The sequence below is a fragment of the Thermodesulfovibrionales bacterium genome, from assembly GCA_035622735.1.
Taxonomy (GTDB): Bacteria; Nitrospirota; Thermodesulfovibrionia; order Thermodesulfovibrionales; family UBA9159; genus DASPUT01.
This window is the reverse complement of record DASPUT010000076.1, coordinates 1-20066: the sequence shown is the minus strand read 5'-3', so window position 1 is coordinate 20066 and position 20066 is coordinate 1. Positions and strand designations below refer to the sequence as shown.

Sequence of the window (20066 nt, the reverse complement as noted above, 5' to 3'; positions counted from 1 at the left end):
CCGAGTTCGTGAAGATGCGTCCTCGTGTATGCCTTACGGTGGACTTTTCCCTCTGCAACGAAGAGTCTCCTCATGATCGCGAGCCCCCTCCTCTTCACCGAGACGGGGAGAGATGATTTGCCGATTATCTCTTTAATGTCTTCCCATTTCCTACCGGCGTGTTCGCCGCTCGATGAACCGCTGATGATAACGTCAGCCTTCGTAGCGCCGATCCCTGCCCTCTTCACCCTCCGTGCCGCAAGGCGGTACCCCTTTAGGGGAATACTTTTCAGCCCCTCCTCAATATCTCTCACGGTCACGCCGGCATCGATGAGGGCACCGAGGCACATGTCGCCGCTTATCCCTGCCGAACAGTCAAAATAGGCCACCGTCCGTATCTTCATCTGCATTCCCTATAATACAAAAGATCGTCCGTTTCATCCAGAATCATCAAAACGGACGGAGTGGACACGGACCTCTCGGGGAGAGATGACGCTATCTGGCTCCTGTTGTCAAATCCCGGGAAGGGATGTAAGATTATTCCGTGGATAGAAACGTGAAATCCGGCAAGCCCCTGTCTGGGGCTCCCGGATGAAGCCGAACGGGAGCGAGCAGCTCCGCCTGCCTCTGGGCTACGGGCGGGAATCTCTCAGAGAGTATTTCTCCATGACCGCCGGGAAACCCGTTTCACTGGTGATTACCGATAACTCTTCGAGCATGCTCTCGGTAAGGACAAAAGGCGGAATGCTTTTCGTCAGGCTTCACCGGATATTCCTCGATGCAGACGGCATTGTCATCGATGAGATAGCCGATTTCATCAGACACCGGAAGAGAAAGACTCCTCATCTGAATCGATTCGTGAGACAGAACAGAAACCTGCTGCCCACGAGACAACCGAGGAAGACGGAAATCAAGACACAGGGCAGATACCATGACCTCAACGAGATCTGGCATGGAATAAACAACGAGTATTTCGGCGGGAGGATATGCTGCCCGATAACCTGGGGACTGAAAAGCCCCCGTTACGCTGCGAAAAAAAGGACCCTCGGAAGTTACAATTGCCGTACGAATACCATCCGTATAAGCCCCCTTCTCGACAGGAGACACGTTCCCCGTTATTATATCGAGTTCGTTGTCTACCACGAGATGGTTCATGCGGATACGGAGAAGACCGAGAAAGGGAAGAGAAGATCGGTCCACTCCAGGGAGTTCAGGAGGCGGGAGAGGATGTTCAGACACTATGATAGGGCTGTGGCCTGGGAAAAGGAAAGATTCTGACGATGACGGGAGATAGGGGATGCCGACGAAAATCGAGATAATCCTCGCCGGAGTTTGCCTGAGAGGCGAACTTGCAGATACGGATTGTGCGAAGGCTATCGCCGCCCTCCTTCCGATCGAAGCGGTGCCGAACGAATGGGGCGACGAGTTCTATTTTGAGATCCCGCTCCGGATGGACCTTGATGAGACAGCGACAAGGAGGGTTAAGGCAGGGGATATCGGTTTCTGGCCTCCCGGGAATGCCCTCGCGATATTCTTCGGTCCGACCCCGATGAGCAGGGGGAAAGAGCCCGTGCCGGCAAGCGCTGTGAACATCGTCGGGACCATTCAGGGCGATCCGGCAGTTCTCACTCGGGCAAAGGGTTCAGGAAAGATAAGGATGGAAAGGACTCAGCAGTAGCCGGTCAGGTACCCCCTGGAAGAAATCGGTAACCTTTTCTGCTATGATAAGAAGCAGCATGAGCGAGGAACCCCTCAGGATCAAATCCTCCCGCGGCGGAGAATTCAATTCCGAGATAGAGATCGGCGGGGAGAAGTATTTCATCCAGACGGAGGACGGCGGGGTCAAGAATCCACTTCTCATGACGAGGGTCTACCTGAAGGGTCGGATAATCTACTCGAAAGAAACAGACTGCGGAGATGTCGCCGTCTTTCCTGACCGGGATGAGCGGATCCGGCAGCTCATGGAGAAACAACATCAGATGGCCTTCAGGAGCTTGATGGCCGAAAAGGCGGCGAAAGAGAGGACAGCCGTTGAGTACCTGGAAGAGGTGAGGGGCCTGATCGGCAAGAAGAAAGAGGGGAATGCACTCCTCGTACTTGATGACGGACTGCGCTATCACCCTGATGACCCATTTCTCCTCTCCTATTACGGCTACCTCGACGTGATGGTGAACAAGCACTACAAAGAAGGAATTCAGACTTGTAAAAGGGCGATAGAGTCGCTGAAGGGACAAGTGCCTTTCGGTGAAGAATTCTTCTACCCCTTCCTCTACCTCAACCTCGGTAGGGCCTATATCGCTGCGGGCAATAAGAAAGAAGCGATCAGGGTTTTCAACAGGGGTCTCCATACGGACGGGGACAACGGCGAACTCCGCGGGATACTGAAAAGCCTCGGCACGAGGAGGAGACCGGTGGTGCCTTTCCTCGGCAGGTCAAATTTCCTGAATAGATATCTGGGGCTCTTCTTCTCGCGGCTCGGGAGGTAATGCCCGGGCGACAAAACCGGTGCTTCCTTAGTTCTTCTGCATCTCTTCGATGGTGATCTTCACAGACTCTTCAAGAGCGGAAAGGTCATAGCCGCCCTCAAGGGTGAAAACGACAGGGCCCGATGAGGAAGTGAGGATGCTCCGCACAATGCCTCTGATGCCCTCATCGGTAACCCGAATGTCAGCGTGGGGGTCGCGCGCATGGATGTCATAGCCCGCCGAGACGAGAACGATATCTGGCGCGAACCTCCTGATGAGCCCGGGGAGGATGTCCTGGTAAACATAGAGGTAGTCCTTATTCCCCGAACCCTTCAGTATCGGGATGTTGTAGGTATATCCCTCGCCCCTGCCTTTCCCCCGTTCCGAGTCCTTCCCGGTTTCCGGATAGTACGGGTATTGATGGGTGCTGAAAAAAAAGACCGAATCGCTCTCTTCAAAGATATGCTGTGTCCCGTTTCCGTGGTGGGCGTCGAAGTCGACGATGAAGACCTTCTCAAAACCGGCCCGCTGAGCGTGCCGAGCGCCGACGGCGATGTTGTTGAAGATGCAGAAGCCCATCGCCTCGTCTGCCTCGGCATGATGTCCGGGAGGCCGGACAGCGCAGAAGGCCCTCTCGATATCACCAGCCCTGCACCTCTCTACGGCCTCGATGACGGAGCCCGCAGCATAGAGCGCGGCCTCCAGACTGCCTTCTGAAACAAAGGTATCCATATCCAGACATTCTCCCGTAAAGGTCTTCATCTTCTCGATATACCCGGGGGTATGCACGAGGGCAAGGTCGTCGTAGCTGGCCTTGCGCGGTTTTATCGGAACGATGCGATCCCATAGGTTTGAGGCTTTCAGTGCCCTCAGGATGCGGATGAGCCGGTCTTTCTTTTCTGGGTGCCACGGCGGGGGTTCGTGCTTCAGCAAAATGTCATCATAGACAAATCCGACGCGGTCCATAGATTCTCATTATACAAAAAAGGCGCCCTTTTGGAGAAGCAAAGAGAATAAGGAAGAGCATGCCGGCAGAAGAGATCTGAAGTCATATAAGCTGAAGAAGTGCGGCCTTCTGTCTTTCGGCGCTGCGGCATTACTTGATAGGTTGCCTCGGCTTGTATAAAATAGTGAGGGATTGCGTTTGCTTGCGGTGGAAGGGAAATCATACTATCATTGAATGGAGGATACCGTGACCGGAAGGACAGTCGCGAGAAAACCGACATGAGGGGGTTCATGCCATGGGCTCATCCATTGTCCGCTTCATTATAGTTGTTTGTTTCCTCATTCAAGGGGTGCTGCCGCTCTCTGCCGAATGGGACACCTCACCCGGGATGAATTCGGTCTTCGCGTCGAGGCCCGGTGTCACGATTCCGAATTGTCGCGGCGGAGAAGGAACCTTGCTGACGGCCACCATTAAGGAAGGGAACGCCGGAAGTGTGCTCGCGGTGGAAGTCATGATGCTCTTCGAGAAACAGATCGCCCCTGTCACTGGCCCCGCACGCATCACCGCCCGACCCTCAGTGAACGGTATGTTTATGGAACCTTCAAGAGAGCTGACCCATTTCTCCCTGTCGCAGCAGTGTCCCGCGGACATAACCTTCTGTACGATAAGCGGTATCTTTTGGCTTGACCTGGACGTCGCGGAGACGATCCAGCCCGGAAAATTCATCGGTAAGCCTCTCGCCGTTAAACTGGTCGGATGCGACGGAAGCGGAGGAGGTGCTATAACGCATGTCACGGTAAAGGCACAGACGGTCAAGAAATGACGTCTCTCTTCAAGAACACGTGATCATTTGTAATCTTGTGGCGTTTCGATGCCGAAGGTTCATAGATGAGTGAAACAGGAGAAATAGAAGGAAACATTCTCATCGTCGACGACGACCCCTCAGTTCTCGACTTTATCTCGTCGGCGCTCATGGCATTTCATTATCCTGTCATCTGTTCCAAGAACGCGGGAGAGGCGCTGGCCCTCTTGCAGCGTAACGCGGTTGTTGCTGTATTGAGCGATATCCGGATGCCCGGTGTTTCCGGCCTTGGACTCATTGAACGGATCCATGACATCAACCCCGAGATACCGGTCATCTTAATGACCGGATACGCGGAAGTGGATACGGCGATCGAGGCGATAAACAAAGGGGCCTTCAGTTTTCTCCTGAAGCCATTCAAGACGGATTATCTTATCCGCGCCGTCGAGAAGGCGCTCAAGTACCACCGGATGGCTGAGGCTGAAAAGGATTACCGGGTCATGCTTGAAGATACCGTGCTGCGAAGGACCCGGGAATTGGCCGAGACGGCGACGATGGCGAGTAGTCTGAGTGTCGAGATCATAGAACGTCTGTCCGCAATTGCCGAATTCCGGGATAGCGCAACGGGAGCCCATGTTTCACGAATCGGCCTCTATTCGGCCAAGATAGCCGAGGCCATGGGTATGTATCGGGATTTCGTCGAAAAAATCGGACTCGCAAGTTCTCTCCACGATATCGGAAAGATAGGGATACCCGACAATATCCTCCTGAAGCCTGGCCTGCTCACGGAGGAGGAGTTCGAGATCATAAAGAGGCATACCACGATAGGCGCTAAAATGCTGAGCGGTTCAGCGGACAAGACGCTCCAGATGGCTGAGTCGATCGCGTTAAACCATCATGAAAGCTGGTGCGGTGAAGGGTATCCGAGGGGATTGAAGGGGGTCACGATACCGGTGGAAGGCCGCATAGTCAGGCTCGCTGACGAGTATGATGCACTGAGGTCCAAGAGGCCGTATAAACTTCCCCTGAATCACGGGGATGCTTTCAGGGTGATAACAGAGGGGGATGGACGGACAAGCCCGGAACACTTCGATCCCGACGTTTTCAAGGCATTTATCTTGATGGCGCCATTTTTCGACGAGGTATTTACGGCGCATCAGGACAAACATTCATCCCGACGATAGCTCCCGTCCGTTCCTCGCTGGCCCGCGCAGGTCGGATTAAACCCCGACCATACAGACCCCGCCATCCTCCCGTTAAAGATTCCATGCGAGATAATTCCCGAGCCCAGCGGGCCCGACAGCGGACGGAAACCCGAAAGAGAGAAGCAGTGACGCGATGACGAGATCTGTGGTATTTTAGAATCCGTGGCTGGGTCGTCGAAAAGAAAGAGGGGAGCGTCACCGCGCAATGCTTCCCGTCAATCGGGGTCTCCTCTATCTTCAGATCGGTCAGATTCGACTCGCCCTCTCCGATCTAAGAAAGGCCTGTGACCTGGGGGATGATTTCGGATGTAATTCCCTGAGAATCTATTTTCCCCGGAGCCCCTGAAGAGCGCATGGCTGATCGGTATTGCAGATGATGAAGGCATGGCAGGATAACGTCTATTTCGTTCTTGTAGAACCGAAGGAACCGGGCAACATTGGCGCCTCTGCCAGGGCAATAAAGAATATGGGTTTCCGGAACCTCTGTCTCGTGAGTCCTCCTCCCGAGATGACCACTGAAGGGTCGTGGTTCGCGAGAAACGCCCACGATGTTCTCGACTCGGCTGTGATCTATCCGAGCGTCGCTGATGCGATAAAGGACAAGGCAATCGTCGTCGGGACGACTCGGCGAAGGGGAAAGAGCCGTGGGGTAATCATGCCCGCAGGTGAGGGGGCATCAAAGATTTTCCGCATGGCGGTCAACAACAAGGTGGCGATCCTCTTCGGCAGGGAGGCGCGGGGGCTCTCGAACGAGGAAGTGGAGGAATGCGGATTCATGCTCACGATACCGAGCAGCAGGCTCCAGCCCTCTCTCAACCTCTCCCATGCGGTGCTGATCATCGCCTACGAGCTTTTCCTCGCGGAGCCGGGCGGGCCAGAGGCGGGAGGCGGCCGGGGTTCCCACATCATCCCTCAGGGGACCGCCGCCCCGCCCGGCCTGCAAGGACACGGAGAGATCGCGGATCTCTATGAGAGCATTTCCGTGACGCTCGAATTGCTTGAATATATCCCGAGGGGTGACAGAAACATAAGGAAAAGGACCATGGCGAATCTGAAGCATTTCATCGGCAGGGCAGGGCTCACGGACTGGGAGCTAAAGACGCTCCGCGGTCTCTGCTATCAGATCGGGAAGAAGGTAGGCAGGCAATGACACGCAAGGAGCGGACGAAACAGGCCTGTCAAGCGAACGAATAGCTCAACAACTTGTAGATGAGCTTGGCGGCAAGAAAATCCGGGGCCCTGTCTGCCGATGGGCAGAGTTCGACCACATCGAACCCGGTAATGACCTTTTCCTGGGACACAGTCCTTAAGAGTCTCAGGACCTGATACCAGTCGAGCCCGCCCGGCTCCGGCGTTCCGGTGGACGGCATGATCCCCGGGTCGAACACGTCAAGGTCGATCGTCACGTAGACGCGCCGGGGAAGAACCGCAAGCACCTCTCCAATCCAGCCATTTGCTCCGTGGATATAGTCCGCATAGAAGACTCTCTTTTCATCAAGCTTCGTGCGCTCTGAGGAGTCCATGCTCCGTATTCCCACGGATATCACCGTCTCCACCGTCTCCTGTATGCGTGCGACCGTACAGGCATGATTGTATCGGGAACCTTCATACGTATCCCGCAGATCAGCGTGTGCATCGAGGTGCAGGACCGCCATCTTCTCATGAAGGGCCGCGTGAGCCCTAACCGCGCCTATCGAGATCGAATGTTCGCCTCCGACCGTGACAACAAATTTCTCCTGCTGAAGCAGTTCGGATGTTCTCCGGAAGACCTCTTCGATCATCGGTTCAGAGCCTGCCGTCACGATCGCCCGGTCCGTGAAGATGCCCTTCCGGTATACCTCGGTATCGGTTTCCCTGTCATAGAGTTCGAGGTGACGGGAGGCTTCGATGATCGCGTCTGGGCCCTTGTCCGCTCCCTTGATCCAGGTGCTCGTTTCATCAAAGGGCACGGGCAGCATGACAATAGCTGAATTTCCGATCGTGGTAAATTCGTCAGCGAGGCCGCAAAAGTTGAAGGGAGGCTCTTCAGACATCCTGATCGATGATGAAGACCGTTGCTGCTACGACCGTCGTCCAGAGCCCATTCTTGTCACCCTCCGCCGACTGACAGATATGGGTTGTCTTGAAGATATGGCCGCTCGCCCGGTAGTCTTTTTTCCTGGCGTTCCAGGCCCGGTTCGGATCGAAGGAGATGCCGAGCGTCGTCGCGAGCATCGTCGCCGCAAGATCTTCGGCATAATCTCCGGATATCTTTGACGTCTCCCCGAACGCATGGTGCTCCGAAAGGTACCCGTAGTTGACGCGGTCCTTCGGCATCGCAACGCCGACCGCTGCTGATATGAGCCTGTTCGGCTCATTCGTTTCGTTCCTCGCCATGACGCAGAAGGTCACCTGCCCCGGCAAGAGGAGTTTGAGGCCCCGACCCTTCGGTATGATTTTACAGTGGGGCGGGAGGATGCTCGAGACATAAACGAGATTGCATTTCTCGATCCCCGCATTCCTCAGCGCGACCTCAAAGGAAGAGAGCTTGTCCTTGTGAACGCCGACTCCCTTCGTCAGGAAAGCCTTCCTCGGGGTCATTGTCACAGGCCTTCCTCCGCGAACAGCCGGTTCAGCCTTCGTGCGCCGCGTTTCTTCCAGCTTCCCTTGTGGTAAGCGTAGCTCGCGAGGAGCGGAAAGGCGAGTGTCGCCTCCGAGAAGACCATCTGTTCATAGACGTCGTCGACCTTCCCCCACGAATGTGCCTCTTTCAGGGTCGAACCGGAGAGGCCCCCGTCCCTTTCATCGGCAACGGTAATCTGAACGGCGTATTTATGCATGCCTGATTCTTTCCCCAGGATCTCGGCCGAGACCGTCACATCCTGGGCGAAGTTCTTCGGTACGCCGCCGCCGATCATGAGCAGCCCCGTACTCTTCGAGGCGATCTTGATCTTCGTCAGCTCCAGGAAGTCTTTCACAGAATCGATCGCCACCTTCGGCTCATTCTTTCTTTCCCACTGATGAAGCACGAGTCCGAACCCGGCGCTCGAATCAGAAAAGGCCGGAACGAATATCGGCACCTGCTTTTTGAACGCCGCCCAGACAACGGAACCATCGCCCTTGCGTCGGGTGTCGAGGAATTTCCCCATGAAGGCTATGAACTCCCGCGACGAGTATGCCTGCGGCGGGAGTCCGTCGGCTATCCTCTTGACGGTCAGGTCACATTCCCTCAACTCGTCCTCGTCGATAAAGGTATCGTATATCCTGTCGATGCCCAGCTTGAAGAGCTCGTCGTCGTTGCTGCGGGGGGATCCCTGGTAGTGCCTGAATCCGATGGCCTCGAAGAAATCCTGATCAACGATGATCGCACCCGTCGATATGATGGCATCAACCATGTTGTTCTCGACCATGTCATGGACGATCTTCTTCAGCCCGGCGCTGAAGAGCGAACCGGAAAGGCAGAGTATCACCGCACAGTCCCTGTCCTTCAGCATCTTCTCGTAGATTTCACAGGCGCGCGAGAGATTCTTCGCCTGAAAGGCGGTGTTTTCGAACTGCGCAATGACGGGAGTCGCGTCGAACGCCTTAATATCTATATGGGCGACGGTCTTTTTCAGAAGCTTCTTCTTGCTCATCCTTCTCTTCCCCCGTGCTTCTCAGGAGCCGGCACGGCCGAAGGAGATGACAGCGACCCACCGTTCTCTTCTCCTCCGGAATTCGCATACGTTAACTCTATCACAAAAGCCCGCTTTAGGGAAACACCCCGGTTGTCGGATACCGGACTCTCTGAACGGGGAGAGACGCGATTGTCCAGGGTATGATATCTTATGAACTCATGGGTAAGCCTCCGGGGAAAGAAGGAAGAGCATCAGGGCGTCAGAACAGCGGCGATACCCCTATTGAATCGTCAGGCAAAGCGGGTAAGAGGCGGTCATCGGGAGAAAGATTCCTCGGCGGAGAGAGAAATACTCCTTATTTGGTTGCGGCGGCTGTTTCCCTTGTGACCTTTCTCATGTACCTCTTTTGTCTGAAGAATGACCTCCTCTCATGGGACGATGATGAGTATATCACGAATAATCCAATTATCCGTTCATTCGATTTCGCCCTGATCAAGTCGGCATTTCTCGAGTTCCGCGCTGCCAACTGGCATCCTCTCACGTGGATTTCGCATGCCCTCGATTACACGGTTTGGGGGCTGAACCCTCTGGGTCATCATCTCACGAATAACCTCTTGCACGCGGCAAACACATTTCTCGTGGTAGTTCTCGTGACGAAGCTTGTGAAGGCGTATCGGGAGACGGCGAAGTCAAAGGACTCGACCCTGGGTTTCACAGACCGGGGGGCGTTGATAATCGCAGGGGTAACCGGCTTATTGTTCGGCATCCACCCTCTCCATGTGGAATCGGTGGCGTGGGTCGCCGAGCGGAAGGATCTCCTCTGTGGCCTCTTCTTCCTGCTCAGTCTCCTGATGTATACGAGATATGTGAGCTCGAAGGAGCCGCGCGGCGGTATCGCCACTCCTTTTCTTTCTGGGAAATACCTCTCTGCCCTTGGTTTCTTCATCCCGGCACTCTTGAGCAAACCGATGGCGGTCAGCCTTCCGGCAGTCTTGCTGATTCTCGATTGGTATCCTTTCAGGAGAATAGAGTCCGGAAAGACATTCGGAATAGCCCTTTTTCAGAAACTCCCCTTCGTTGCGCTTTCCCTTCTTTCATCGATAGTGACTCTCCTTGCACAAAAGGCTGCGGGGGCGACGCTGTTGACTGAACATGTGCCACTGACCTGGCGAATGCTTGTAGCGGGGAAGGCCATCGTCAGTTATCTTCTCAAGATGGTCTTTCCTCTCAATTTGATGCCGATTTACCCTTACCCACGTGACATCGAACCGTCGTCTTTCGAGTATTCCATTCCTCTGATAATCATCGCCTGCATCCAGGCAGCCTGTTTCATGACCATGAAGCGTCACAAGCTATGGTTATCGGTCTGGAGCTATTATGTGGTGACCTTGCTGCCGGTGCTCGGTCTTGTTCAGGTGGGGGGACAGGCGATGGCGGACAGGTATACCTATCTGCCAAGCCTGGGGCCATTCCTTGTCGTCGGATCTGCGGTTGCGTGGATCTTTTCAAGGGTAAATCTGACGGGGATAAAGGCGAGTCTGATTTCAGGTCTCCTCGGTGCTGTCGCAGTATCCGTTCTGTTTGTCACCATGTCATACCTGACTATCGAGCAGATGAGTATATGGAGGAATGACATCGATCTCTGGACCTATGTCATTGAGAAGGCACCTGTTGGCAGTACCTATGCCTACTTCAAAAGGGGGAAGGCGTTTGCTGACAGGGGACAACCTGATAAGGCATTGGCTGATTACGATACGATAGTCTCATTGGAGCCCTACCATGCGGATGTCTATTTCAGTCGGGGTCTCCTTTTCGCCAAGATGAGGCGATTCGATAAGGCGATTGAACAGTACAGCCAGGCGATTCTGTGGAATCAGTATGGTGCCGGCAGCAACGTCGGCCGAGAATTCTATTTTCTTTACCGGGGGCTTGCGTACCTTGAACTGGGTCAAGTTCCACCGGCCATTTCAGACTTCAGGAGAGCATGTGACTCTGGAAGTCAACCGGCTTGTAATAATCTGAAATCTCTCGAGTCCTCAGGGTATTCGACAAGATAAGGCAACTAACTTTCTTCTCCCTCTTCCTCGACAATGACGAGCGGCAGGCCGCAATCCGGGCACTCGCGTTCGCCTGCTCCGACAGGAGAGCCACAGGCCGGACATCTGCCTTCCTTCACGCGTTCCCGGGAAGCGCGGATCTCGGGATGCATCTCCATGAAGTATTCCTCGATCCGCTCCCGCGCCCGCTCGGATTCTTCCGGCGATACGACCAAGCGGTATTTGCTGCCGCAGCCTTTCCCGCAGTCTGCATCGGAACGGACAGCGCAGGGGATGCCGGCGTCGATGAGGACTGTGTATAGCTCACTGAGCCAATTCAGATCGCCTTCCCTGACCACGACCTCGCTTTCGAGGGCCCTCTCCATGAGCCTCTTCTTTTCCTCCTCCGCCTTTTTCAACTCCTCGGGCAGGAGAAGGACCGCGCCGCAATCGGCGCACTTCTCTATCTGCGGGAGGTACTCGCTTCCGCAAACAGGACATATCTTGTTCCGGTTCATGGTGCGTGAAGGGGAAGATCATTATTTTGGGAAATCATGTAACTATATTAGCAGAGCGAAGGCAACAAGAGAAGGGAGATGACCGAAAGACGCAATTATACGGAGTGTGGTATTGTGAAACTTATGGATAGCCTTCCGGGGAGGAAGAAAAAGGCGTCGGGCTACCGGACCGCGGGCGACAAGACTTCAGAGTCTTTCCATGAGCCGGATGATCGGCAATTATCGAGCGAAGGACCGGCCGAAAAGGCAGGAAAGGTCAGACACCTGCCTTTGCTTATATCATCCGTTTCCGTCATAACGTTCATCGTATATCTTTCATCTCTTCATAATGACTTCATTAAGCATTGGGATGACAAACCGTATGTCTACAACAATCCGCACATTCGTTCCTTTGACTGGGATTTCATCAAATGGGCCTTTACCGATTTCTATGAGGCCAATTGGCATCCCCTCACGTGGGTGTCCCACGCCTTGGACTACGCCATGTGGGGATTGAATCCCGTCGGACATCACCTCACGAATGTCATTTTCCATGCTGCGAACACTGCTCTCGTCGTTCTGATAAGCGTACGATTGCTTAAGCTGCATCGGGAGAGGGTAATAAAGAGTGGGGCAGTCTCATGCCTGAAAGAGAGGGGCATCCTTATCGCAGGGGCTGTAATAGGGTTACTTTTTGGACTTCATCCCATTCATGTGGAATCAGTGGCATGGGTTGCTGAAAGGAAGGATCTTCTCTGCGGACTATTCTTCCTGCTCAGTATCATGATGTACCTGAAATACGATAGAGTTGTCCCCGGTTATTCGGCACGGGTATTCCCGTTTCGCTCGAAGTACTATTTGCTTACATTCGGTTTCTTTGTTCTCGCTTTGCTCAGCAAGCCGATGGCGGTTAGCCTCCCCGCCGTTATGCTGATTTTAGACTGGTACCCGCTGCGGAGAATCCAGTCTCTTAAGTCATTCCGTGTTGCATTGGTCGAGAAGATCCCTTTCATTACGCTCAGTCTTCTCTCATCGATAGTAACCATGCACGCGCAGAAGGCCGCCATGGAACTCATGAGGGTTGTGCCTTTGTCAACACGGGTACTCGTGGCGGCGAAATCGATCCTCACCTATCTCTCGAAATTGGTAGTGCCGATAAATTTAATCCCTTATTATCCATATCCCCAAGACGTATCGCTTTCGTCCGTAGAGTATCCCTTGGCGATCGCCGGTATGGTCGGGATTACCGGCGCCTTTCTGGTCCTTTCGCGGAGGAATACTTTATTTCTCGCAGCCTGGAGTTATTATCTGATAACATTGCTCCCGGTTCTCGGCATCGTTCAGGTAGGTGCACAATCGATGGCAGACAGATATCTGTATCTGCCGAGCATCAGCCTTTTTGCCATCGCAGGGATAGGAGCGGCATGGGGTTGGATAAAGGTAGGCGCCGCGAGAAAGAGGAGGCTGCTTCTTCAGTTCTCCTATCTTTTCGTAATCGCCACGGCATTCATATCCCTGACATATCTGACTCTCGCACAGATAAGGATATGGCGGGATTCTCTTGTCTTCTGGAATTACGTGATCGAAAAGGAGCCGTCAACGATCCCCCTGGCCTACTTTAACAGAGCAAACGCGCTCGTCGAAGCCGGTCAGCTCGACAAGGCGTTCGCTGACTTTGATGAGGCGATTGCGCTGAACCCATATTATTATGACGCCTATAATAACCGGGGCAGTACCTATGATCAGATAGGCCGGCTCGACAGGGCTCTCGACGATTACAACAAGGCCAGCACATTGAACCAAAATGATCCTCAGATCTTTGTCAATCGCGGGCTTGTCTATCTCAAACTCGGTAGGGCACAACCTGCCATTGCGGATTTCAACCGGGCTTGTGAATTGGGAGATTCCTTCGGCTGTAACGCACCACGATACCTCAAGTAGCGGCCGAACCCCATTTGATCGTTTGCCCATTTCTTACATGCAATGGTATTCAGGACAGATTAGACAATCACCACCTGAGATAGCATCTTCTCCAGTGTTACCCCAATTTGCTCCCGCCTTGTATGCAAAGCCCATACAATGCTTCAGCTGGCTGAGCAGTGAGATGACTCGATTATCAGGGATGTGGTATTTTATGGCGGATGAGCAAGCCCTCTAGGAAGAAGAGAGAAGTTCCGCAGAGCACCCTTGCTCGCAATGACATCTCTTCCGAAACTTCACTCCTGTCAGTTGACAGGCAGTGGTCGGGAGAAGGACCAGCCCCAAAAACAAGAACTTCTCAATATTTCCTTGCCGGGATGGTCTCAGTCATAACCTTCCTTGTGTATCTCCCCAGTCTGCAGAACGAATTTCTCGTATGGGATGATGTCTACTATGTCACCGATAACCCGATGATCCGCTCGATGAATCTGGATTTAATCAGATCGGCATTCCTCAAATTTCACGCCTCAAATTGGCATCCTCTCACCTGGATATCCCACGCCTTAGATTATGCAATCTGGGGATTGAATCCCGTCGGACATCACCTCACGAATGTCATTTTACATGCGTTCAACACTGCGATGGTGGTTATGGTAGCCACTCGGTTGCTCGCATTATACAGACCGACGGTGAGGAAAGATGCCGTACCGTGGCTCAGAGAGCGAGGCATATTGATAACCGGTTGCATTACGGGTTTGCTTTTCGGACTTCATCCCGTTCATGTGGAATCCGTGGCATGGGTTGCGGAAAGAAAAGATCTTCTCTGCGCATTATTCTTTTTGATGAGCATCTTCGCATATTTAAAATATGTGAGTGGTAATGGCCATACGCCGACAAACGATACCGCAAGAGCCGTCCGCTTCGGCGGGTTCTACTTTCTCTCTTTGGGATGTTTCGCGCTCGCCCTGTTGAGCAAGCCCATGGCCGTATCTCTTCCGTTCGTCCTTCTAATCATAGATTGGTATCCTTCAAATAGGATTCACTCAATGAGGTCATTTCTTGCGGTGTTCATCGAAAAACTCCCGTTTATTCTGTTGAGCCTTGCTTCCTCGGTGCTAACCGTTTCGGCGCAAAAAGACGCGATGGAGATCATGACGACTGTCCCGATCCAGTCGAGAGTATTGGTGGCGGCTCACTCCCTCTTGGCTTACCTTCTCAATATGTTCCTGCCGTTGAATCTGTCTCCCTTTTATGCATACCCCGATAGAATTTCATTGCTCTCCTTAAAGTATTTCTCCTCTGTAATCTTTGTGATCGGGATCTCGGCCTTTGGAATCCTCACGGCCCGAAAAAACAGAATACTTTTTTCAGCTTGGTGTTACTATGTAATTACCCTTATGCCGGTTCTCGGTATTATTCAAGTTGGTTCTCAGTCGATGGCAGACAGATACACCTATTTACCGAGCATCGGTCCGTTTCTCTTGATCGGCCTGCTGGCGGCCCGGGTAGCAGCTAAGAGTGCCGTCTCAAAAAAAGGGACATTTTCTGCGGGTGTCATGGGATTTGCCGCATGCGTCGTTTTTATTACCATAGGATATTTGGCGGTCGGGCAGATGCGTTTGTGGGAAAACGACTTCACCCTCTGGAGTCATGCCATAGCGAAAGGCGGCTCCGAGAAAGTCGACTTTGTCTATAGGAATAGAGCTCAAGCATTCAGTTATCGAAGGCAATTTGCCATGGCAGTGACCGACTACACCGCGGCAATAAATTTGAATCCCCGTTCTTATGAAGCCTTCCTGAATCGGGGAATGGCATACAGCGAAATGGGCCACTTCGACAGGGCGATCGCAGATTTTGATGAGGCAATCGCATTACATCCTCGTTACTACGAGGCATACAACAACAAGGGTATGGTCTATGGCAAAGTCGCGTCCTTCGATAGGGCGATCGAACAATTTAGTAAAGCCATAGAGATTAATTCAAACCAACCCCGGCCCTACGCGAACAGGGGCCTCGCATATTACCTCATCGGGGAAAATGACCAGGCCTTGAAAGATTTTGATAAAGCGATAGATCTGGACCGAAATTATGCTGAAGCCTACGGTAGTCGGGGCAATATGTTTCTTCAAACGGGCAACAGAGAACTCGCCCTGTCGGATTTTCAGAAGGCCTGTGATTTAGGAGATAAAGAAGGCTGCAGGGTATTACAGACGTTGATGAGGCGATAACACCTTATTGCCGTACTTATCTTACAGAATAAATCAGACGATGGAATAGAAGACAAGTAAGATCAGCAGTGTGACCGATATAAGATGTGCCGCTCTTTTCGCTCTTGAGAATATAGACAAAGAAGGACATTAGGCTAAGAAGATTAATGGTGGAGCTGAACGGGATCGAACCGTCGACCTCTTGAATGCCATTCAAGCGCTCTCCCAACTGAGCTACAGCCCCAACTGCCTATAAAATACCACATTAATTGAGGTTATGACAATATACCTGCCCTCTGAAATATGCTTATTGTCTGGTTTTTGTAAGGTAGGAGAAGGTTATAATTTCATTTCTTTGCAATAACTGCAACCATTCTATTTACAACATCGATACATAAACTAAACAAGTCTTGAACCTCATGGATATCATAAATTTTATCTGGGTGTTGCGTGGGATTTCTGAAAGAATCCTTTATATTTTGAAGATTATTAAGCAAAACAGAATCTGGTTTCTTACCGCTTTTCTTGCTTTTTAATTCTGATAAAATCTGCCCCCATGTCAAATCAACTTTTGCAGGGCGAATGAATCTTTTATAGTATTGACGTAAGACTGCTTCCGTTCCTCTTAATATGTGAAATGCTGATGCGGTTGGTAGCCCAAAAGCTATGCAACGTCCTGCCTCCCTGAAATCATAACATGCTATGTCTGGACAATTCGCAAAGACATCTGGTGTGAACAACTTATCAACGGCTTCTAATAATTTCTTAACATCAAATTTTTTCTCTGTAACAATGTATGCGTAAATACCGCTGGATTCGGCAGTAAAAGTGTTTCTTATTTTATTCATTATATTTGATAGGTTAGTTGCCTGTTCCTTCGTTAGTTTTGCATCGGGTGGTAGTGCCTTAAATGTTGTTCGCATTTCTTCCAATTCATTGGAAGCTCGTTTTGTCACATGCAATCCCAATGAGTCTAAGTTATCAAAGAAGTATTTAATGTTGTCCATAACGAAACCTGGTTTATGAATCGAAAGCCCCTCACGGACATCTTGCAAAAATCTTACACAAGTACCAACCCAAATGTAACTCCAAATTGATACAGGTTTCATCACACACCTCCCAAAAGCATTAGATTGTTCAATCTAAACCATACTTATAAGATGCTCATTTAAGGAAAGAATATGACATTTGGTTTCATAAATCAATGGTTGGGATGCCCTTAATGCTTTATTAAATATTTATAGTGCCACAAAGGACAAAATCTTCTTGTATTGCCGTGGATGATTTCCCATAATATGTAATCATGTCTAAAGGGGGATGGTATGACTACTGAAAAATATGAATGCCCTGTCTGCGGTTCAAAATATGAAATAACGAAGCATAAAATCATCATGCGGGATAAGGATTCTATTGAATGTGATATATGTAATCACCCAATAATTTCTTGGAATGGAGGTGTAATGTATTCCTCTAAATTATTGGAAAGGAACGAGAAGCATAAGAAGGGAACATGGAAATCAAATTTTATGATAACGAAATTTGTATTATTGCAAAAGACATTGAAGAAGTTGGTGAACTCAACAACTTTTTTAACAAAACTAATCGCTCATCATCAGGACTTGCCTTTGAAAGCAAGTCACTCGTAAGAAGAAGCGACAACCATTGGGGGCTAGAAGTTAGCATTTCTTTCAACGAATGATTTACTAATTTGATGCCATACGACCACGAATTAAATAACACATACGACAGTATTCAAGAGTTGCCCTTAAATTTTGAACGTGAGCATCGAGAAGTCGTTCAACTTGTTCACGACTATAGAATGTTCTGGAAACCACCACGTCACGTAGACATCTGCCTGCTTGCCGAATCTCATAAATACACGGATTGGGAAATTACGCAATATGAACATGAATTCAACGAACTTCCCGAATATCCTCATAGATACGTCCGTTTTGTGTATTGTCTGTCATATGGTGCAAGTCATAGAGTGAACTTACCTCCAGTAATAAATAACAATGGGACATGGCAATTTTGGAACTTGTTTAATGAGTCTGTTCATGGGGAATATCGTGTCACTCACAATACGAATCAGGAAGATAAAATCCAACAAAAAATAGCCTTGCTGAGGCAAATGCAAAATCAGGGAATATGGTTACTTGATGCAAGTATTATGGGGCTATGCAGGATAAGTGCTGGCAGTGATGAATATGACAGCATCATGCAACGTTCTTTGAATAACTACTGCCTACCAATAATTCGTGATATACACCCAGAAAGAATTATCGTTGTCGGCAAGATGGTTTACGATAGACTGTTGCGGTTTGTGAATGATGACTTTATAAATCAATTTCATCTGGAATGGATACACCAGCCAAATGAAAAATTAAGGACTGCGAACCGAAAAAAGCTGGCTGATATTCTTTAGTAACTTTGCAAAGTAGGCTGTTACTCTGCCCTTTATTCAGGTCTTCTCCAGTGCGGCGACCGCCTTAACCATATGAGCAGGTGCAAGGTGAGCATATCTTAAAAGACATTGTCAGACCCTGTCCGAAGCAACTGAGGAAACTTTACATGTTCGAAGAATTGCCATGCGTCAGCGCTTTCGGTCAGTGATATCTTGGTGAATTGAAATCCACACGCTGCCATGCACATCGTGTTCGAATGTGGAAACAACTGCGTGGCACCAGAACGGTGTGCCGTCCTTTTTAATATTTAGGATCTCACCCGTCCATACCCCATTTTGATGAAGCGCGTTCATGATCGTCTGAGCCGTCTCTTCCGGGCTCTTTTCGGTAGGGGCATTTAGCAATGAGACATGACGTCCTGCAAGCTCACCCTGAGCATAGCCGAACATCTCTTCAAGTTTTGGATTGGTATAGACAATTACCCCGTCTTTGACGCGGATAAGCAAGACCCCCTCTGCCATGGAGGCGAGTATTTGCCGGTAAAGCTCGAGGTCCCTTTCGGCCCGCTTTCGGTCTGTAATGTCCTGCCATATGGCTTGCAAATACTTGTCGCCGAACAAATCCAATACCCGTGTACGGACTTGGACATCTCTTATGTCTCCGCCTTTGGTCTTATGCCTTACGTCGAATTCAGCATGTCCTTTTTTGAGTACCTCACTAATCCTCGATTGTATTTCCTCTTCAGTTTGGACCGGATCAATATCAGCGATACTCAGTCTCGCGAACTCTGACCTTGAGTATCCAAGATCACGATGTGCTGTTTCATTGAATTCAATCAAATGACCCTTTCTATCAATTATTACTATGCCGTAGGGAGACTGTTCAAAGATCGCACTGTACCGCAGTTGCGCCTCGCTCTCTTTTTTCAACATGGTGATCTCTCTTGAAACGATACTCACCGCCCTTACCTCTTTGCCCGGACCTTTAATCGGACTGAAGGTTCGGAGAAAATATCTTCCATCCTTTTTACTCCGTAATTCCTGCTGCAAAGGTTCACCTGTATTGAATACGTCGTTAACTTTTTCAGAAAATACGGCTGAATCTTCAGCTCCATGAAACTCGCTGAAGTTCTTTCCCCTGTATTCCCCCTCAAAGAGCACATTCATCCTGCCCCGATGCCTCGCATTCATAAACAAGTATTCACAATTTCTGTTCACCACATAGATCGCGTCATCAGTCGTCTCTACGAGTGAACGAAACTTCTCCTCGCTCTCCTGGAGTGCTTCCTCTGAGCGGGCAAGCCCTTTGATAGAGGATGTCAATGGCTCATATACGAGGTAATAAACGACCGGGAAAAGTATCACCACCAAAAGCCCCGAATCGAGAAGCGAAAACTTAAGATCAATCGACAAGGGGGAGAATATCGATAACAGGAGATTCACAAAGGCCGATGTGGCAAATATCGACGCAATCAGAATAAGCAGAAGACCGATCGGTTGAATAGATATTCCCTTGGACTCTCTCATACCGCCTTGTTTCACACGCAGATGCCTCCGATTCATCTTAAAACGGCGCCAGTTAAGGAAGACTTAAAGACTTCTTAGTAATCCTTGTTTTACATTTAGCATACATGAGATGGCTCCTAATAATAGAGGATATTATGATTAATTTTATTTCATGAGACTGTGATTTTCACAATTTACATAAACAGTTGTATGCGGCATCATCCGCCAAGACATGGCCCTGCCTCCCGGATAAGTCAGGTTCGTGAGTGCCATACGTTAGGATTAACTTCTCGCTGAAGGATTTTATATGTTCTCCCGCTGCTATCTGCTACACGACGTCCACTGAAACGGCCTTAACACCAGAGACATCCTGAACAATGTCGGTGACCCTTGCTTTGATCTCTACCTCCTTTTTCGCAGAGGCCCTGATAGCCACATGGATGCTCCCCTCCTTCGCTGTCACACCTGCCACATCAAATTCGTGCACGAGGCTCGCCTCCACT

General features: G+C 50.7%; 19 protein-coding genes and 1 tRNA gene. 11 read left to right on the top strand and 9 right to left on the bottom strand.

Translation table 11 applies throughout. From position 1 onward, the window contains the following. The coding region (gene larC, locus VEI96_04140) for a nickel insertion protein (protein ID HXX57166.1) at positions 1 to 383 on the bottom strand (383 nt) is incomplete at its 3' end. Positions 384 to 570: 187 nt separating this feature from the next. Here larC and VEI96_04135 point away from each other — a divergent pair. The 3 genes from VEI96_04135 to VEI96_04125 are packed head-to-tail and all read left to right on the top strand — an operon-like array spanning position 571 to position 2465. Beyond that, positions 571 to 1257, top strand: a complete 687-nt coding sequence (locus VEI96_04135; protein ID HXX57165.1) for a SprT-like domain-containing protein — start codon at positions 571 to 573, stop codon at positions 1255 to 1257. 19 nt (positions 1258 to 1276) lie between these two features. Then, a complete protein-coding gene (locus tag VEI96_04130; GenBank protein HXX57164.1) occupies positions 1277 to 1657 on the top strand; it encodes a cyclophilin-like fold protein in 381 nt (126 codons plus the stop codon). 58 nt (positions 1658 to 1715) lie between these two features. Beyond that, positions 1716 to 2465, top strand: coding sequence for a hypothetical protein (locus VEI96_04125; GenBank protein ID HXX57163.1), 750 nt, complete (start codon positions 1716 to 1718; stop codon positions 2463 to 2465). Between the two features lie 27 nt (positions 2466 to 2492). On the opposite strand, the gene VEI96_04120 is transcribed toward VEI96_04125, so the two are convergent. Then, positions 2493 to 3410 (bottom strand): histone deacetylase, encoded by a 918-nt coding sequence (locus VEI96_04120; GenBank protein ID HXX57162.1) that lies wholly within the window; start codon positions 3408 to 3410, stop codon positions 2493 to 2495. A 275-nt stretch (positions 3411 to 3685) separates the two neighbouring features. Here VEI96_04120 and VEI96_04115 point away from each other — a divergent pair, with 275 nt between their 5' ends. From VEI96_04115 to VEI96_04105, 3 genes are all read left to right on the top strand, one after another. Then, positions 3686 to 4213: a hypothetical protein gene (locus VEI96_04115; GenBank protein HXX57161.1), complete on the top strand. Its 528-nt coding sequence runs from the start codon at positions 3686 to 3688 to the stop codon at positions 4211 to 4213. Positions 4214 to 4278: 65 nt separating this feature from the next. Further along, positions 4279 to 5376 (top strand): HD domain-containing phosphohydrolase, encoded by a 1098-nt coding sequence (locus VEI96_04110; GenBank protein HXX57160.1) that lies wholly within the window; start codon positions 4279 to 4281, stop codon positions 5374 to 5376. A 394-nt stretch (positions 5377 to 5770) separates the two neighbouring features. After that, complete coding sequence (locus VEI96_04105) at positions 5771 to 6547, top strand: RNA methyltransferase (GenBank protein HXX57159.1); 777 nt, start codon at positions 5771 to 5773, stop codon at positions 6545 to 6547. Between the two features lie 28 nt (positions 6548 to 6575). Here VEI96_04105 and speB read toward each other — a convergent pair whose 3' ends face one another. From speB to VEI96_04090, 3 genes are read right to left on the bottom strand one after another with little or no spacing between them, the layout of a single operon-like run. Further along, positions 6576 to 7430 (bottom strand): agmatinase, encoded by an 855-nt coding sequence (gene speB / locus VEI96_04100; GenBank protein HXX57158.1) that lies wholly within the window; start codon positions 7428 to 7430, stop codon positions 6576 to 6578. After that, on the bottom strand, positions 7423 to 7977 hold the full coding sequence (locus VEI96_04095) for an arginine decarboxylase, pyruvoyl-dependent (protein HXX57157.1): 555 nt from the start codon (positions 7975 to 7977) through the stop codon (positions 7423 to 7425). Before VEI96_04095 ends, speB begins: the two co-directional genes overlap by 8 nt. A gap of 2 nt (positions 7978 to 7979) precedes the next feature. Beyond that, positions 7980 to 9011 carry a deoxyhypusine synthase gene (locus VEI96_04090; protein HXX57156.1) on the bottom strand — a complete coding sequence of 344 codons (1032 nt, stop codon included), beginning with the start codon at positions 9009 to 9011 and terminating at the stop codon, positions 7980 to 7982. Between the two features lie 200 nt (positions 9012 to 9211). On the opposite strand from VEI96_04090, the gene VEI96_04085 reads away from it, so the two are divergent. Further along, positions 9212 to 11050: a tetratricopeptide repeat protein gene (locus tag VEI96_04085; GenBank protein HXX57155.1), complete on the top strand. Its 1839-nt coding sequence runs from the start codon at positions 9212 to 9214 to the stop codon at positions 11048 to 11050. Between the two features lie 5 nt (positions 11051 to 11055). Here the strand turns inward: VEI96_04085 and VEI96_04080 are convergent, their stop codons facing one another. Next, a complete protein-coding gene (locus tag VEI96_04080; protein ID HXX57154.1) occupies positions 11056 to 11547 on the bottom strand; it encodes a hypothetical protein in 492 nt (163 codons plus the stop codon). A 78-nt stretch (positions 11548 to 11625) separates the two neighbouring features. Here VEI96_04080 and VEI96_04075 point away from each other — a divergent pair, with 78 nt between their 5' ends. Together VEI96_04075 and VEI96_04070 are read left to right on the top strand one after the other, a co-directional pair. Then, complete coding sequence (locus tag VEI96_04075; protein HXX57153.1) at positions 11626 to 13467, top strand: tetratricopeptide repeat protein; 1842 nt, start codon at positions 11626 to 11628, stop codon at positions 13465 to 13467. Positions 13468 to 13667: 200 nt separating this feature from the next. Beyond that, on the top strand, positions 13668 to 15674 hold the full coding sequence (locus VEI96_04070; GenBank protein HXX57152.1) for a tetratricopeptide repeat protein: 2007 nt from the start codon (positions 13668 to 13670) through the stop codon (positions 15672 to 15674). A 147-nt stretch (positions 15675 to 15821) separates the two neighbouring features. On the opposite strand, the gene VEI96_04065 is transcribed toward VEI96_04070, so the two are convergent. Together VEI96_04065 and VEI96_04060 are read right to left on the bottom strand one after the other, a co-directional pair. Next, positions 15822 to 15897 (bottom strand) — tRNA-Ala (locus VEI96_04065). A gap of 103 nt (positions 15898 to 16000) precedes the next feature. After that, complete coding sequence (locus VEI96_04060) at positions 16001 to 16762, bottom strand: hypothetical protein (GenBank protein HXX57151.1); 762 nt, start codon at positions 16760 to 16762, stop codon at positions 16001 to 16003. Positions 16763 to 17163: 401 nt separating this feature from the next. Here VEI96_04060 and VEI96_04055 point away from each other — a divergent pair, with 401 nt between their 5' ends. Both VEI96_04055 and VEI96_04050 read left to right on the top strand, forming a co-directional pair. Continuing rightward, a complete protein-coding gene (locus tag VEI96_04055) occupies positions 17164 to 17352 on the top strand; it encodes a hypothetical protein (GenBank protein HXX57150.1) in 189 nt (62 codons plus the stop codon). A gap of 12 nt (positions 17353 to 17364) precedes the next feature. After that, entirely contained in the window at positions 17365 to 18078 is a 714-nt protein-coding gene (locus tag VEI96_04050; protein ID HXX57149.1) for a hypothetical protein, read from the top strand. A 168-nt stretch (positions 18079 to 18246) separates the two neighbouring features. Here VEI96_04050 and VEI96_04045 read toward each other — a convergent pair whose 3' ends face one another. Next, a complete protein-coding gene (locus VEI96_04045) occupies positions 18247 to 19599 on the bottom strand; it encodes a PAS domain-containing protein (protein HXX57148.1) in 1353 nt (450 codons plus the stop codon). Positions 19600 to 20066 lie beyond the last annotated feature (467 nt).

Bases quoted from the DNA above. Each gene is read 5' to 3' on its own strand.
- VEI96_04075 (HXX57153.1), top strand. From the start codon at position 11,626: ATGACCGAAAGACGCAATTATACGGAGTGTGGTATTGTGAAACTTATG.
- VEI96_04130 (HXX57164.1), top strand. From the start codon at position 1,277: ATGCCGACGAAAATCGAGATAATCCTCGCCGGAGTTTGCCTGAGAGGC.
- VEI96_04120 (HXX57162.1), bottom strand. From the start codon at position 3,410: ATGGACCGCGTCGGATTTGTCTATGATGACATTTTGCTGAAGCACGAA.
- VEI96_04110 (HXX57160.1), top strand. From the start codon at position 4,279: ATGAGTGAAACAGGAGAAATAGAAGGAAACATTCTCATCGTCGACGAC.
- VEI96_04135 (HXX57165.1), top strand. From the start codon at position 571: ATGAAGCCGAACGGGAGCGAGCAGCTCCGCCTGCCTCTGGGCTACGGG.
- VEI96_04090 (HXX57156.1), bottom strand. From the start codon at position 9,011: ATGAGCAAGAAGAAGCTTCTGAAAAAGACCGTCGCCCATATAGATATT.
- VEI96_04050 (HXX57149.1), top strand. From the start codon at position 17,365: ATGCCATACGACCACGAATTAAATAACACATACGACAGTATTCAAGAG.
- VEI96_04080 (HXX57154.1), bottom strand. From the start codon at position 11,547: ATGAACCGGAACAAGATATGTCCTGTTTGCGGAAGCGAGTACCTCCCG.
- VEI96_04060 (HXX57151.1), bottom strand. From the start codon at position 16,762: ATGAAACCTGTATCAATTTGGAGTTACATTTGGGTTGGTACTTGTGTA.
- VEI96_04115 (HXX57161.1), top strand. From the start codon at position 3,686: ATGGGCTCATCCATTGTCCGCTTCATTATAGTTGTTTGTTTCCTCATT.
- VEI96_04055 (HXX57150.1), top strand. From the start codon at position 17,164: ATGGAAATCAAATTTTATGATAACGAAATTTGTATTATTGCAAAAGAC.
- VEI96_04085 (HXX57155.1), top strand. From the start codon at position 9,212: ATGGGTAAGCCTCCGGGGAAAGAAGGAAGAGCATCAGGGCGTCAGAAC.
- VEI96_04105 (HXX57159.1), top strand. From the start codon at position 5,771: ATGATGAAGGCATGGCAGGATAACGTCTATTTCGTTCTTGTAGAACCG.
- VEI96_04070 (HXX57152.1), top strand. From the start codon at position 13,668: ATGAGCAAGCCCTCTAGGAAGAAGAGAGAAGTTCCGCAGAGCACCCTT.
- VEI96_04125 (HXX57163.1), top strand. From the start codon at position 1,716: ATGAGCGAGGAACCCCTCAGGATCAAATCCTCCCGCGGCGGAGAATTC.
- VEI96_04095 (HXX57157.1), bottom strand. From the start codon at position 7,977: ATGACCCCGAGGAAGGCTTTCCTGACGAAGGGAGTCGGCGTTCACAAG.
- speB (HXX57158.1), bottom strand. From the start codon at position 7,430: ATGTCTGAAGAGCCTCCCTTCAACTTTTGCGGCCTCGCTGACGAATTT.